Source organism: Sphaerisporangium sp. NPDC051017 (assembly GCF_040683095.1).
Classification (GTDB): Bacteria; Actinomycetota; Actinomycetes; order Streptosporangiales; family Streptosporangiaceae; genus Sphaerisporangium.
Genome location: NZ_JBFBCI010000008.1, coordinates 176,931 through 192,058, shown reverse-complemented (window position 1 = coordinate 192,058; position 15,128 = coordinate 176,931). Strand labels below are relative to the sequence as shown.

9 protein-coding genes are annotated in these 15,128 nt (G+C 71.4%); 8 read left to right on the top strand and 1 reads right to left on the bottom strand.

All coding sequences use genetic code 11. The features are described 5' to 3' along the window. The first annotated feature begins 2 nt into the window (after positions 1-2). The 8 genes from drmA (at position 3) to AB0M95_RS10420 (ending at position 14,380) form a co-directional block, all read left to right on the top strand. Positions 3-3,533 (top strand): DISARM system helicase DrmA, encoded by a 3,531-nt coding sequence (gene drmA / locus AB0M95_RS10455; protein ID WP_363761850.1) that lies wholly within the window; start codon positions 3-5, stop codon positions 3,531-3,533. Further along, positions 3,530-5,380: a DUF1998 domain-containing protein gene (locus AB0M95_RS10450; RefSeq protein WP_363761848.1), complete on the top strand. Its 1,851-nt coding sequence runs from the start codon at positions 3,530-3,532 to the stop codon at positions 5,378-5,380. The genes drmA and AB0M95_RS10450 overlap by 4 nt, the downstream gene beginning before the upstream one ends. Further along, positions 5,377-6,162, top strand: a complete 786-nt coding sequence (gene drmC / locus AB0M95_RS10445; protein ID WP_363761846.1) for a DISARM system phospholipase D-like protein DrmC — start codon at positions 5,377-5,379, stop codon at positions 6,160-6,162. Before AB0M95_RS10450 ends, drmC begins: the two co-directional genes overlap by 4 nt. A gap of 169 nt (positions 6,163-6,331) precedes the next feature. Then, the gene (gene purQ, locus AB0M95_RS10440; protein ID WP_363761844.1) at positions 6,332-7,015 is read left to right on the top strand and encodes a phosphoribosylformylglycinamidine synthase subunit PurQ; all 684 of its coding nucleotides are present in this window, start codon (positions 6,332-6,334) and stop codon (positions 7,013-7,015) included. A 32-nt stretch (positions 7,016-7,047) separates the two neighbouring features. Then, complete coding sequence (gene purL / locus AB0M95_RS10435) at positions 7,048-9,303, top strand: phosphoribosylformylglycinamidine synthase subunit PurL (RefSeq protein ID WP_363761842.1); 2,256 nt, start codon at positions 7,048-7,050, stop codon at positions 9,301-9,303. A 357-nt stretch (positions 9,304-9,660) separates the two neighbouring features. Next, positions 9,661-11,751, top strand: coding sequence for an adenylate/guanylate cyclase domain-containing protein (locus AB0M95_RS10430; protein WP_363761840.1), 2,091 nt, complete (start codon positions 9,661-9,663; stop codon positions 11,749-11,751). A 252-nt stretch (positions 11,752-12,003) separates the two neighbouring features. After that, positions 12,004-12,678: a Crp/Fnr family transcriptional regulator gene (locus AB0M95_RS10425; RefSeq protein WP_363761838.1), complete on the top strand. Its 675-nt coding sequence runs from the start codon at positions 12,004-12,006 to the stop codon at positions 12,676-12,678. Positions 12,679-12,889: 211 nt separating this feature from the next. Continuing rightward, positions 12,890-14,380: an MFS transporter gene (locus AB0M95_RS10420; protein ID WP_363761836.1), complete on the top strand. Its 1,491-nt coding sequence runs from the start codon at positions 12,890-12,892 to the stop codon at positions 14,378-14,380. A 70-nt stretch (positions 14,381-14,450) separates the two neighbouring features. Here the strand turns inward: AB0M95_RS10420 and AB0M95_RS10415 are convergent, their stop codons facing one another. Then, a complete protein-coding gene (locus AB0M95_RS10415; RefSeq protein WP_363761834.1) occupies positions 14,451-15,119 on the bottom strand; it encodes a TetR family transcriptional regulator in 669 nt (222 codons plus the stop codon). Positions 15,120-15,128: the final 9 nt, after the last annotated feature.

The following is a 15,128-nucleotide window of genomic DNA, read 5'->3' as shown; positions in this document are numbered from 1 at the left end:
CTGTGACACAGCCATCAGCGGGGAGTTCGGTCCTCGCGGTGCCGGATGCGGCGGCGATCAGGGATGAGCTGCAGAGGCTCGTCCTCGATGACCTGCACGGCCCGCACGGCGACGAGCCGGAGGAGTTCGACGAGGATCCGGTCGATCGCTATCTTCTCGGCCGGCTGGCGCCGACCGGCACGCCCGTCGCGCCCGAGGAGCTTGACGATCTCGCCGGTTCCGAGTCGATCGACTCGGGCGAGGGCGACCCCGAGCCCTCGGCGCCCAATGTGCCGAGCATGGCTCCCTCGGCGCTCGGCTTCACCTGTTTCGTGGCCGGAGACGCCGACCGGCTGGTGGTGACCGGGCGCTGGGCGCGATACGAGCGCACCCATAGCGAGGAGACCGGCCGCATGGTGTGGCGACGGGTCCCGATGTCGGGCACCGCCCGGGTGGCGCTGGGCGAGGGCACGCTGCGACGTCACAAGCTGAACGACGACCAGCCCGAAGTCGTGGTCGAGGGGAGGGCGCGCCGGCACGACGGCGGGTGGCTGGTCTCCCTTTTCCTGGTCAACACCCAGGCGTGGCCCAAGACACGCCGGGCCGAGCGGTGGATCTTCCAGGTTCGGCTGTCGGCCACGGGGACGGGCGGCGCACCGGTGTTCCTTCCCAGGCCGGAGCGGGAGTCGGGCGGGGACGCCGCGGACCGGGCCGAGCAGCGGCGGCTCGCCATGGCGTACCGCTTGATGCCGGAGTTCGCGGTCGGGCACGGCGTCGCCGTGGAGACCGTGCCGACGCGGGACGATCCGATGCGCGCGGTCGAGGTCCGCACGGCGGCCGTCCCGGAGCACGAGATCCCCTACACCGACGTGCCCGATGTCGAAAAAGATCCCGACCTGCCCGAGCTGGCCGACCTCGAGCTGGACATGAGAACCCTCGCCGAACTGGCCGGCCGCCCAGGGGACGACGTGCCGGAGCTCATGGCGGGGCTCACGCCGCTGGTCGCCGGCTACCGTGCGTGGATCGACCGGGCCGAGCGGTCGATCGACGATCCGGAACGCCGCCTGGACGGCTACCGCAGGGAGGCGCGGGAGGCGTTGAAGGCGGCGCGCCGGGCGGCCGACCGGATCGAGCGCGGCCTGCGGCTCCTACGCGAGGATATGTCGGCCCGCCGGGCGTTCGCCTTCGCCAACAAGGCGATGCACCTGCAGCGTGTCCACACCCTGGCCGCCGAGAGCCGGCGTGAGGACGACCGGCTCTCGCTGGAGCACGCGGTCGAGGCGGCGGACACGCCGGGCAACCGAAGCTGGCGGCCCTTCCAGCTCGCCTTCCTGCTGCTGAACCTTCCGGCACTGGCCGATCCCCTGCACCCCGAGCGGTCCGACGATCCCGAGAAGGCCATCGCCGATCTGCTGTGGTTCCCCACCGGAGGCGGTAAGACCGAGGCCTATCTGGGCTTGACCGCGTTCACGCTCGCCGCGCGACGGCTCCAGCCCTCGCTCGGTGGGCTGGACGCCGGCGATGGCGTGGCCGTTCTGATGCGTTACACGCTCCGGCTGCTCACCATCCAGCAGTTCCAGCGGGCGACGGCGCTCATCTGCGCCTGTGAGACACTGCGCCGCGCCGACGAGGCGGTGTGGGGGCGCACCCCGTTCCGCATCGGCCTGTGGGTGGGCGGGCGGGTCACGCCCAACACGACGGAGAAGGCCGCGGAAGCGGTGGCCGAGCTGCGCGGAGGCCGAGGGGCGCGTAAGGCGGTGGGGTCGCCGCATCAGCTCACCTCGTGTCCCTGGTGCGGCTCGAAGATCCAGCCGGGGCGGGACATCGTCGTCGACACCGTCCTGGCCCGGACTCTGGTCCACTGCCCGGACGTGTTCTGCCCATTCAGCGGGTGGGCGAGTCAGAACGAAGGCCTGCCGGTTCTGGTGGTCGACGAGGAGATCTACCGCCTGCTCCCCGCCTTGGTGATCGGTACGGTGGACAAGTTCGCGCAGCTCGCCTGGAAGGGCGAGACGGCGACCCTGTTCGGCCGGGCCACCCTGAGATGCGAACGGCACGGCTACCTCACCGACGACCTGGCTTCATCGGTCTGCGACAGCCGCACGGGGCACGTGGCCAAGGGCGCGGCGCGCCCGGCGAAGATCGCTCCGGCCGCACCGCTGCGCCCCCCGGACCTCATCGTCCAGGACGAGCTCCACCTGATCTCCGGCCCGCTGGGGTCGCTCACCGGCCTGTACGAGACGGCCGTCGACCTGCTCGCCTCCTGGGAGGGCAAGCCCGGTGAACAGGTCCGACCGAAGGTCATCGCGTCCACCGCCACCGTGCGGCGGGCATCACGGCAGATCGGCTCGCTGTTCCACCGCAGGACGGAGGTGTTCCCCCCGCAAGGGTTGAACGCCGCTGACAGCTTCTTCTCCCGGCAACGGAACCGGTCGCTGCGGCCGGGGCGCCGGTACGTCGGCATCTGCGCGCACGGAGTGCGTATCAAGTCGACGCTGATCCGGATGTACGTCGCGGTGCTCGGCGGGGCGCAGAAGCTCCATGAGAAGTACGGCCGGAACGAGGTCACCGACCCCTACATGACCCTGGTGGGCTACTTCAACAGCCTCCGAGACCTGGGCGGGATGCGCCGTCTCGTGGAGGACGACATCTCCACCCGGCTCTCCCGGGCCGACGAGCGCGGGCTCGCCCGCCGCCACGACCCGATGCTTCGCGAGCTGACCTCACGGCTGTCCTCCGGGGAGATCCCGGAGATCCTCGACGGTCTTGGCGTCACCTTCACCGGGGATCGCGTCCGGGGCGAGCGACGGCCGATCGACGTGCTGCTGGCCACGAACATGATCGCCGTCGGGGTGGACGTGTCGCGGCTCGGCGTCATGGTCGTGGCCAACCAGCCGAAGTCCACCGCCGAGTACATCCAGGCGACCAGCCGGGTCGGCCGCGCGTCACCGGGCCTGGTGTTCACCGTCTACAACTGGGCGCGTCCCCGCGATCTCTCGCATTACGAGACGTTCGGCCAGTTCCATGCGACGGTGTACCGGCACGTGGAGGCACTGTCGGTGACCCCGTTCGCGCCACGGGCGATCGACCGGGGCCTGACGGGCGTCCTCATGGCCCTGATCCGCAACCTGGAGACGACCTACAACGCCAACCTGACGGCGCAGGCGTTCAACCGGCACAGCAAGCTGGCCGACCACGTCGTGATGTTCCTCAAGCGCCGGGCCGGCGAGGTGGCAGGTCGCAACGAGGTGTCACGCCAGGTCGAGGACCAACTGCTCGCCCGGCTCGACCATTGGGACCGCAGGCGAAGGGAGCCCGGCACCCGGCTCGCCTACGCGAAGCCCTATCGGGTCGACGATGTGGCGGGGCTGCTCCGCAAGCCCGAAGAGGGCGGCTGGGGGATCACGACCTGCCCGACCTCGCTGCGCGACGTCGAGCCGGGGATCCGGCTGTTACTCCTGCCCGACCCGGGCGTGGAGGAGATCCCGCAGTTCGAGGCGGTCGTGGCCGGGCAGGCCGTACCGCCGGGGACCGGAGCGGAGGAGGACGCGTGACCACCCCCGGGACCGGCCCGCTGCGCGTGGGTGAGTTGCGGCCGAGCCAGCTCCTGCACACCTACGGCGTGGGGTCGGTGCTCGACCTGCCCAACCTGTCGGTGACCGTGCTCGGCCTCGACTTCTGGGAACGGGCCCGGGCCACCGAGGTCATCGAGGACCGGTTGCTCGCCGCCGTTCGCAATAAGCTCGGCGACCAGGTGGAGCAGCTCCGGACGCCGCCGTACATCCCCGAGACGGGTGACGTCTTCGACGAATGGGCGCGCGTCGGGGTTCCGGTGACATTGTTCCCCCAGTGGCTGCGGTGTTCCCGCGTCCAGTGCAACCGTCTGGCGCCCGCGACCTCGGGCGTGTTCGAGCTGATCCAGAACCCGTACCAGCCGGACAAGATCCGCTACGTTCACGGGTGCAAGGGTCAGGGCGGCAGCCGCCCGGTCGCGGTGCCCGCCCGGTTCGTGCTCGCCTGCTCACAGGGCCATCTGGACGACTTCCCGTGGGCCTTCTACGTCCACAGAGGACTTGTGCCACCCGCGGAGGAGGCGCACACCTACCGCCTGCGGGAGCGGGGGACGACGGGTGAGGCGGCCAACGTCTATGTCGAATGCTCCTGCGGGGTGAACGCCCGGGCCATGTCCGAGGCGTACGGCGAGAAGGCGGAGCAGAGCCTCCCGGGGTGCCGCGGCCGGCACCCCCATCTCGGGCGAGCTCCCGGATGCGGCGAGCCGACCCGCACGCTGGCGCTGGGGGCGACGAACACCTGGTTCGCCATGCAGTTGCGCGTCTTCAGCCTGCCCCGGGCCGAGGCAGGTCTCGATCAACTGGTGACCGAGTACTGGGGTCAGCTCGGCCTGCTCGCACGCCTGGAGGCCGAGCTGGCCGGGCAACTGATGAAGACCCAGTCCTCCTGGCCCGAACTTGAACAGTACGGCACCGACGCCGTATGGAAGGCGATCAAGAAGCACGCTGCGGCCGAGGAAGAAGGTGGGGCCGGAGGGGAGGACGCGCTGGACCTGCTCGGCCCCGAGTGGACGGCGTTCACCGCCGCGGCCGACACGGACCTGCGCGACTTCACCACCCGCCGGGTATCCGTACCGAGGGAGACCCGCGACTGGCTCGCCGGGGTCACGCTGGTGCCGCGTCTGCGCGAGGTGGCCGCCCTGTACGGCTTCGCGCGCATCGACGCGCCGGAGTGGGATGTCGCCACCACGCCCGACTCACGGGTGGCCCCGCTGGCCCTGGCACAGCCCACGTGGGTGCCCTGCGCCGAGACCCGTGGCGAGGGCATATTCCTCAGGTTCTCGGAGGATCGGCTGCGCGAGTGGGAGGGGTGGCCGGAGGTCGGGGAACGGGCCGCCATTCTGATCGCGGCGCACGAGAAGTGGCGAGCGCAGCGGGGCCTGCCACCTGGCCACTTCCCCGGGGTGCGCTATGTGCTGCTGCACACCTTCGCGCACGTGCTGATCCGGGAGTTCGCGCTGGAGTGCGGCTATGGCGCCTCGGGGATCGGCGAGCGCGTCTACGCCGACACCGACCGGGCGATGGCCGGAGTGCTGCTGTACACCGCCGCCCCCGACAGCGAGGGCACCCTTGGCGGGCTGGTGTCCCTCGGGTATCCGGACCGGCTGGACATCCTGATCCACCAGGCACTGGACAGGGCCCGGCTGTGCAGTTCCGACCCGCTGTGCGCCGGGCACGATCCCCTGGTGCACGGGCGCCTGTACGGCGCGGCCTGTCACGCCTGCCTCTTCGCCTCCGAGACCTCCTGCGAACGCGGGAATCACTACCTCGACCGAGCGCTGCTCGTGGACACCATCCTTGACGGCGGCGCGGGGTTCTTCGGCCGATGAGCGAGGGTTTCGCTCACGAGGTCGCCGTACTGGCCGGAGAGGTGCCCTTTCCCCACGTGCTGGCCTGGGCCGAGTTGCTCCGGACGGCGCCCGGGCCGGGCGATGAGGTCCTGGCCAGGCTGATCGAGGCACGCCCTTCGGCCGTGTCCCACGCGGTGCGATTCGTGAAGGCCTGGCGACGCCACGCGCCGGAGATGCCGGGAGCGGGGGTCGCCTTCGGGCTGGAGGCCGCCGCGCGCGTTCATCTCGCCGAGTCGGCCGCCCGCCCCTCGATCGTCGTGAGCGGCCCCACCAGCGATGCCGTGCCGGTACGTCTGACGCTCTCCGCCGTGACGGAGATCGTGCGGGCCGCACGCGAATCACTCCTGGTGGTGAGCTTCGCCGCGTACAGGGTGGACGAGATCGCCAGGGAACTCGCCGCGGCGACGGAGCGAGGCGTGCGGGTGGATCTCATCCTGGAAGGCGGACCAGAGGAGGGAGGGACGCTCCGGGGGCCCACCGGTGCGGCGGCGTTTCGATTATTACGCGGGAAGGCCACCTTCTGGACCTGGCCCCCGAACCGCCGGCCTGCCGGCGCCTCCCTCCACGCCAAACTGCTGGCCGCCGACAGGAAGATCGCATTGCTCGGCAGCGCGAACCTGACGCGCCGTGCCCTCCTGACGAACATCGAGATCGGGGTCATCCTTCGTGATCCCGGCGCGGTATCCCGGATCGTCGCGCATTTCCATACATTGATGCGGCCCGGAAGCGGCCCGTTGGAGCCGGTGGCAGGCGGTGGCTGATTTCAGGCGCCGCGATGGGGCCGGGCTCTCGTGGCCGCCTTCGTGAACCCCGGCTGGGGACCGGTCGCGTGTGGTCAGCGGGTAGCCTGAGGTGTACCGCCGCGAGACCGCCGTCCGATCTTGTGTGAGACGTCGGCGCGGCGTTCGCATGTGGAGGGGTACGAAAGCCATGGGTGCTGCCCGCGTGGGCGTGGTCACATTTCCGGGAACCCTTGACGATCAGGACGCCGCCAGGGCCGTCCGGCACGCGGGCGGGGAGGCCGTCCCCCTCTGGCACGCCGACCGCGATCTCAGGGGTGTGGACGCGGTCTTCCTGCCCGGAGGTTTCTCCTACGGCGACTACCTGCGGTGCGGGGCGATCTCCCGCTTCGCACCGTTGATGGACGAGCTGATCCCGGCGGCGCGCGCCGGGCTTCCCGTGCTCGGCACCTGCAACGGCTTCCAGATCCTCTGCGAGGCCCACCTGCTGCCGGGCGCGCTCACCCGCAACCAGGGGCTCCACTACGTCTGCCGCGACCAGCGCGTCCGCGTCGAGAACGCCACGACCGCCTGGACGGGCGACTACGCCCCTGGCCAGGAGTTGCTGCTGCCGGTCAAGCACGGCGAGGGCCGTTACGTCGCCGACGCGGCCACGATCGCCGCGCTGGAGTCCGGCGGCCAGGTCGTCTTCCGCTACCTGGGCACCAACCCGAACGGGTCGATCAACGACATCGCGGGCATCAGCAACGAGGCGGGCAACGTGGTCGGCCTCATGCCCCACCCCGAGCACGCCGTCGAGGAACTCACCGGAGCGCCGAGCGTGGACGGCCGGGGCTTCTTCACCTCGATCCTGAAGAGGTTCGTCAACCTGTGACCGACGCCACGAGCGCGCCGCGAGGAGCACACATGATCGACTCAGTCGAGCGGGCCGACCAGACCCCCGACGAGCCGCAGCCGTACGCCGAGCTCGGCATGAAGGCCGACGAGTACGACCGGGTGCGGGCCATCCTGGGCCGCCGGCCCACGTCGTCCGAGCTCGCCATCTACTCGGTCATGTGGAGCGAGCACTGCTCCTACAAGTCGTCCAAGGTGCACCTGCGCCAGTTCGGCACCAAGGCCCCCAAGTCGGACGCCCTGCTGGTCGGCATGGGCGAGAACGCCGGCGTCGTCGACATCGGCGACGGCTGGGCCGCCACCTTCAAGATCGAGTCGCACAACCACCCGTCGTACGTCGAGCCCCACCAGGGCGCGGCGACCGGCGTCGGCGGCATCGTCCGCGACATCATGTCGATGGGCGCCCGGCCGGTCGCCGTCATGGACTCCCTGCGGTTCGGCGCCCTCGACGCCCCCGACACGCGGCGGGTGCTGCCCGGCGTCGTCGAGGGCATCAGCTCCTACGGCAACTGCCTGGGCCTGCCGAACATCGGCGGCGAGGTCGTCTTCGACCCCTGCTACATCGGCAATCCGCTGGTCAACGCGCTGTGCGTGGGCCTGCTGCGCAAGGACCAGATCAAGCTCGCGACCGCGCCGGGCCCGGGCAACAAGGTCGTGCTGTTCGGCGCCCGCACCGGCCCCGACGGCATCGGCGGCGCCTCGGTGCTCGCCTCGGCGACGTTCGAGGACGAGGCGCACGCCAAGCGGCCCGCCGTGCAGGTGGGCGACCCGTTCATGGAGAAGCTCCTCATCGAGTGCTGCCTGGAGCTGTTCGAGGCCGACATCGTCGTCGGCATCCAGGACCTCGGCGCGGCCGGGGTGTCCTGCGCGACGACCGAGCTCGCGGCCAAGGGCACGGGCGGCATGCGCGTCGACCTCGGCCTGGTGCCGCTGCGTGACCCCTCGCTCCTCCCCGAGGAGATCCTGATGAGCGAGTCGCAGGAGCGCATGATGGCCGTCGTGACGCCCGAGGACATCGACGCGTTCATGGCGATCTGCGCCCGCTGGGACGTCCCGGCCACGGTGATCGGCGAGGTCACCGACACCGGGCGGCTGGTGATGACCTGGAAGGGCGAGGTCATCGTGGACATCCCGCCGGGCACCGCGGCCGACGAGGGCCCGGTGTACGAGCGGCCGTTCCACGAGCCCGTCGGCCAGGCCGCGCTGAACGCCGACGACGCCGGGCGCCTGCCGCGGCCGTCGGACCTGCGGGCCACGCTGCTCCAGCTCCTCGGGTCGGCGAACCTCGCCTCCAAGGAGTGGGTCACCTCCCAGTACGACCGCTATGTCCGGGGCAACACCGTGCTCGCCACGCCGGCCGACGCCGGGGTGCTGCGCGTCGGCGAGGTCATGCCAGGCGCCGAGCCGACCGACCGCGGCCTCGCCCTGGCCACCGACGGCAACGGCCGCTACGCCCGCCTCGACCCGTACGCGGGGGCCCAGCTCGCGCTCGCCGAGGCGTACCGCAACGTCGCCGTCACCGGCGCGCGCCCGCTGGCCGTCACCAACTGCCTCAACTTCGGCTCCCCGGAGGACCCCGAGGTGATGTGGCAGTTCGCCGAGGCCGTGCGCGGGCTCGCGGATGCCTGCAAGACCCTCGGCGTGCCGGTGACCGGCGGCAACGTCTCGTTCTACAACCAGACCGGCTCGACGGCGATCCACCCGACGCCCGTGGTGGGCGTGCTCGGCGTGCTGGACGATGTGCGCAGGCGCGTGCCGCACGGCTTCACCGCGCCCGGGCTGAAGATCGTCCTGCTGGGCGACACCGGCGAGGAGTTCGGCGGCTCCGAGTGGGCGCACGTCGCCCACGGGCACCTCGGCGGCCTGCCCCCGGCGGTCGACCTGGAGGCCGAGCGCGGGCTGGCAGTCGTCCTCGCCGAGGTGGCGAGGCGCGGGCTGGCCGAGGGCTCGCACGACGTGTCCGACGGCGGCCTGGCCGTGGCCCTGGCCGAGGCCACGCTGGCGCGCGGAGTCGGCGCGACCGTCCGGCTGCCCATCGAGGACGCCTTCACCGGCCTGTTCAGCGAGTCCACGGCGCGCGTGCTGGTCGCCGTGCGCCCGGAGGCGTTCGACGAGTTCGCCGAGCTGTGCGCACGGCACGAGGTGCCCTGCTACGGGCTGGGCACGACGGGCGGCGAGACGCTGACGGTCGAGGACGTTCTGGAGATCCCGGTGGACGAGCTGCGCGCGGTGCAGGAGGCGCCGCTTCCGGCTGTCTTCGGCGCCTGAGCCGTCTTCGGCGCCTGAGCGGCGTCCGTCTCCGGGCTTCGGGCCTCGGCTCGTGCTTTGGGCTTCGGGCTTCGGGCTTCGGGCTTCGGGCTTCGGGCTTCGGGCTTCGGAAAGGCGGTGGATCCCCCCACAGATCCACCGCCTTCAGAACGGACGTCCGGTATTCGCATTTATCCGGTCGTATCTGACAAAGTAATGGATGTTTCGGTCGCCCGTTACCCCGAGCGCCTCCGGCGAGGGCCGGTGTTCCCAGGGGCATTCGTCCCGTCGAAACCCATGACCGTCCTCCGCCTCCCACGGCCAGCGGGATAATCGCCACATCCGGCAGAACTCGACCGGCCCATGCGGAGGAGAACCGTGCCGTCGACCGATCACGCGGAGGCGTCTCCCGCGAGCCCCCCTGCCGGAGCACCCTCAGGAGACCCCGCGGACGATCCGTATCTGCCACCCGCGACCCAGCCGGTGCGCGGCGTCGTCTGGGTGCTCCACATGGCGTTCCCGCTGCTCGGCCTGTGGCTGCTGCTGTCCAACCCCGACCGGCTGAACATCCGCTGGGAGCACCCGCCCAGCCACTTCCTGCTGATCGTCGCGGTCGCGGGCGTCAACGTCGTCCTCGGCCTGTTGATCAGCCAGGCGGCCGCCCGCCGCCAGGACGCGCGGCTGCTGCTCGTCTCGCTGGTCTTCCTCGGCAGCGCCGGGTTCTTCCTGCTGCACGGCCTGGCCACGCCGACCATCATCGTGGAACATGGTAGTTACGCCTTCGACATCGGCCAGCCGGTCGGCCTGACGTTCGCCTCGGTGCTGGCGTTCGCCTCGTCCCTGCCGCTCGGCGAGCGGGCGGCGGCCGCCATCCTGGCCCGGGCCGACCTGCTGCGCGCCGGCCTGGTGGTCATCCTGGTCGCCTGGGGCTGGGCCTCGCTGGTCGAAGGCCTCACACCGCTCAGCGCGGTGCCTCCCCCCGGCGGGGCGACCATCGGCTTCGTCTCGTGGATCGGCGCCGCGCTCTTCGCCCTGGCCGCCGCGCTGATGTTCCGCATCCACCGCAGGCGCCCCTCGGCGATGCTCGCCAGCCTGCTGACCGCGTACGCGCTGCTGGGCGAGGCGATGGTCGCGGGGTTCTTCCGCCCGAACTGGCTCATGTCGTGGTGGGAGTGGCACCTGCTGCTGACACTGGCGTTCGTCTTCGTCGCCTACAGCGCCTACATCCAGTTCCGGCGCGAGGGCTCCAGCCAGGGGCTGTTCGACTCGGTGGCGCTGACCGCGACGATCCGCCGCATCCAGGCCCGGTACGACGAGGCCCTCGAAGAGCTGGTCGGCCACCTGCGGCGCATGGGTGAGAGCGGGTCGTCCTCGGGGCCGCCCGTGGCGACCCGGCTGGCCGGCAAGTTCCGGCTGAACGAGGGCCAGGCCGCCGTGCTGGACCGCGCGGGGCAGGCCCTGGCGGCCGAGCGCGAGCTGTCGGCGCGGCTCGGCGCGCTGGTCGACGTCGGGCGCCGCGCGCGGGTCGGCCTCCGCGAGGAAGAGCTGCTGGCCGGGTCGCTGGAGCGCGTCCGGGAGGCGTACGGGGACGTGCGCATCGGGCTGGTGTCGAACGGGCAGGTGGCGGTCGGCGAGCGGCGGTTCGGCGTGGACGACTTCAAGGAGACCGAGGTGATCACCGGCGACGGGGTCGTCGTCCACCCGCTGACCGTGAAGGGCGTGCTGGCCGGGGCCCTGGAGGTGCCCGTCGGCGCCACCCGGCAGGACGAGGCGCTCGCGGCCACGCTGGCGAGCCAGCTCTCGATCGCGCTGGAGAACGCCCGGCTGTACCGCGAGCTGGAGACGCTGTTCCGGCAGTACATGTCGCCGGACGTCGCGGCGTCACTGCTCGCCGACCCCGACCAGGCCGCGCTCGGCGGGTCGCTGGTCGAGCTGACCGCGCTGTTCGCCGACCTCAAGGGGTTCACGACGTTCTCCGAGCGGGTCGAACCGGGTGAGATCGTCGAGATGCTGAACCGCTACCACGGGGTCGCCGTGCCGTGCGTGCTGGAGCACGGCGGGACGATCGTGCAGTTCGTCGGCGATGCCCTGCTCGCCCTGTTCAACGCCCCGGCGGCGCAGGAGATGCACGCCGCCCAGGCCGCGCGGGCCGCCCTCGCCATGCAGGCGGCCGCCGAGGAGATCGCGGCGGGCAACCCCGGATACCCGAGGTTCCGCATCGGCATCAACACCGGTCTGGCGCTCGTGGGCAACATCGGTGCCCCGGAGTTGCGCGGGTTCAACGCGATGGGGGACGCCGTCAACGTCGCCGCGCGCCTGGAGTCCCTGGCCGAGCCGGGCACGGTGGTCATCGGGGCCACGACCCGCGCCCAGCTCGGTCCCGGCGCCGAGGTCCGCCCACTCGGGGCGCTGACGCTGAAGGGCAAGGAGCAGAGTGTCGAGGCGTTCGTCCTCACCTCTCTGGATTAAGGCATCAGTCCTGGACTGCGGCTCCCGTACGGACCGAAGCGTCCGCGCGGACCGGACTCTCGTCCGGAGTGAGGCATTCATCCCGGGCTGGGGCTCCTATCCAGGCCGAGGCGCGCCCCGGTTGTCCACAGGCTGGGGACGCGGCGCGCGTCCGTACGTTTAGCTATCCACAGGCGAAGCCCGACGTGGTCCGGGCGTCAGACGAGCCGCGATAATCGGGAACGTTCCCCTGCCGCGTTCTTTGGAGTAGCGATGACGTCCCAGCCGTCCCCCGAGCCAGGGGAGTTCCTCTCCCTGCTCACCGCGGCCGAGATCGCCGACCTCACGGCCGCGGGCCGTAAGCGCCGGTGGGATCGCGGCGCGACCGTGATGGCCGAGGGCGACACCGCCGACTGGGTGCTCGTCCTGACCTCGGGCCGGGTCAAGGTCTCCTCGCACACCGCCGGGGGCACCGAGGTCGTGCTCGCCATCCGGGGCCCGGGCGCGCTTCTGGGCGAGATGTCCGGCATCAGCGACGAGCCACGCTCGGGCACGGTCACCGCCTTGGAGCCCGTCGAGGGCGTCGTGATCCGCGACTTCGCGGGCTTCCTTAACGAGCACGGCCGCGTCGCCGTCCTGCTCCTGCGCCTCGTCGTCGGCCGCCTGCGCGATGCTGACCGCAAGCGCGTCGAGTACGGCGCGTTCGACACCACCGGGCGGGTGGCCACGCGCCTGGTCGAGCTGGCCGAGCGCTTCGGCGAGCCGACCAACGGCGGCGTCAAGGTCGCGCTCCCGCTCTCGCAGGACGAGCTGGCGGGGTGGACGGGCGCGTCGCGCGAGGCGGTCAGCAAGGCCCTGCGCTCGCTGCGCGACCGCGGCCTGATCGAGACGGGCCGGCGGCGCGTGACCATCTACGACCTCGAAGGCCTGCGCAGGCGCGCCCGCTGACCCGTCCGCCCGATGAAGAACTTCAGAAAGTCAGAGGATTTGAACTGATTTAAGTCCTCACCGGCCGCCGCGGGCGGGCAGGGCCTGACCTGGGAAGGTTTCAGCCGCCGCCCCGGACACCGGTGTGGTGACGTTATATACGGACGATTCCGCTGATAACCGAGCATCTAGGCGACAAATACTGACGTAAGGCCTAGATCAGACTAGGGGCATGGTCGCCCATCCGCTCGAACAGGCCGCTCCCCTCCTGCCCGGAACCCCCGAGTACGCGAAGAAGCTCCGATACGCCTGGCGGGTATGCTCGGTCACCAGCCTCGGCCTCGTCCTCATCGGAATCAACGCGAGCACGCTGAACGTCGCCCTCCCGGCCGTCGTGCGGCACTTCGACGCCGACGCCCTGGCCTCGTCCTGGATCCTGCTGTCGTACCTGCTGATCAACACGGCGACGCTGGTGTTCTTCGGGCGCGTGGCCGACCTGCTCGGGCGGCGCGAGGTCTACCTCGCCGGTTTCGCGCTGTTCGTCGCCGCCTCGCTGCTGGCCGGGCTCGCGCCGAACGTCGGCTTCCTGATCGTCATGCGCGGCCTGCAGGGGGTCGGCGCCGCGATGATCCTGGCCAACGGCACGGTCATCATCACCGGCGCCTTCCCGCCGGACCGCCTCAGCCAGGGCATGGGCGTGTACATCGGCACGCTGTCGGTGGCCCAGCTCGCCGGGCCCACCCTCGGCGGCCTCATCGCCGACGCCGCCGGCTGGCAGTGGGTCTTCTGGGTCAACGTCCCCGCCGGGGTCGTCGGGCTGCTGTGGGGATGGGCCACGCTGCGCCGTGTCCCCGCGGGCCCGCGCACGCCGGTGGACGCGGCCGGCAACCTCATCGTCTTCGCCGCGCTGTCGGCGGTGCTCATCGCCCTCTCCGAGGCGGGCTCGCGCGGCCTGGCGAGCCCGGTGTTCATCACGGGAACGCTGATCTTCCTGATCCTGGTGCCCGTGCTGGTCGTGGTCGAGCGCCGGGCCTCCCATCCGGTCCTGGACGCCCGCCTCTTCGGAGAACGCATGCTGACGTTCGCCAACCTCGCGTCCTTCTGCGCGGCGCTGTCCCGCTCGGCGCTGATCCTGCTGGTCGCCCTGTACTTCCAGGCCGCGCGCGGGATGGACGCGTTCACGGCCGCGCTCGGCGTGCTCCCGGTGCCCATCGGCATGGCGCTCGCGTCCCCGATCGCGGGCGCGCTCGGCCGGCGGGTCTCGCCGTACGTCCTGTCCGTCGGCGGGTGCCTGCTCACCTTCGGCGGGCTGACCTGCCTGACACTGTCGGCAGGTACCGCCACGCCGTACTGGATCATCGGCACGGGCCTGTTCCTCTCGGGCTGCGGCAACGGGACGTTCCTCACCGGCAACACGACGCAGGTGATGAGCGCGCTGCCGCCGGGAAGCCTGGGCGTGGTGAACGGCTTCCGACTCATGATCATGAACGTCGGCATCGTGCTCAGCGTCGCCACCACCCTCAGCGTGCTGACCGGCACGCTGTCCCCCGCCCTGCGCGACCTCGTGTACGCCGGCACCCTGTCGCGGCTGTCGCCCGTGGCCGTCGAGCACCTGATGTCCGGGTTCCAGCGGACGTATCTCGTTCTCACGACGGTCGCGCTCGCGGGCGTCGTCACGGCCGCCTGCGCCCGCCCACGCCGGAAGACCGCCACACCGGGCTAGAGCTCGGCCGTCAGGGCCCCGGGCAACGAGCCTCGGACAACGGGCCTCGGACAACGGGGCCAGAGCCCGGTCACGCGCGGCGGCGTGCCAGGCCCTCGACACCCTCCATCATCAGGTCGATGCCGAACGTGAAATATCGCTCGATGTCGGGCGGCGCGTGGAGCGTCGCGCCGTACTCGACCATGCGCGGGTAGCGGTCGCGCGGCAGCGTCTCGATGTGCAGCCTGCGCAGCCGCAGCGCCTCGGCCTGCTCCGCCTCGCTCATGTCGGCCGGCCAGCCCGGATGGTCCTTGACCAGGGCGATCGAGGCGTTCAGCAGGTAGGTCGCGATGTAGTAGCCCTCGACCGGGCTGAACCCGGCCGCGGACAGCGCGTCGAGGGCCGCCTCCGTCGCGCCCTTGAAACTCTCCAGCTCGTGCTTGTCCTCGACGGCCGAGTGGAGGAAGGCGGGGAGGGACGGATGCTCGCGCATCGCGTCGACGAGCGCCCGCACCATGGCGCGCAGCCGCTTCTGCCAGGGGTCGCCCGGGGCGACGTCCGCCGTCACGCCCGCGAGCAGGTGCTCGGCGAGCGCCCACACCAGCTCGTCCTTGTTCTTGAAATGCCAGTACAGCGCCATGGGGGTGACGCCCAGCCGGCCCGCCAGGCGCCGGATGGTCAGCGCCTCGACGCCGTCCTCGTTGGCGAGCTCCAGGGCCCGTTCGACCACGCTCTCGCGGGTCAGCTTGTCTGCGGCCACTTGACAACT

What these genes read in the sequence shown, in the direction of transcription:
- drmC (WP_363761846.1), top strand. Translation starts at nt 5,377, where the DNA reads ATGAGCGAGGGTTTCGCTCACGAGGTCGCCGTACTGGCCGGAGAGGTG.
- purQ (WP_363761844.1), top strand. Translation starts at nt 6,332, where the DNA reads ATGGGTGCTGCCCGCGTGGGCGTGGTCACATTTCCGGGAACCCTTGAC.
- purL (WP_363761842.1), top strand. Translation starts at nt 7,048, where the DNA reads ATGATCGACTCAGTCGAGCGGGCCGACCAGACCCCCGACGAGCCGCAG.
- AB0M95_RS10425 (WP_363761838.1), top strand. Translation starts at nt 12,004, where the DNA reads ATGACGTCCCAGCCGTCCCCCGAGCCAGGGGAGTTCCTCTCCCTGCTC.
- AB0M95_RS10420 (WP_363761836.1), top strand. Translation starts at nt 12,890, where the DNA reads ATGGTCGCCCATCCGCTCGAACAGGCCGCTCCCCTCCTGCCCGGAACC.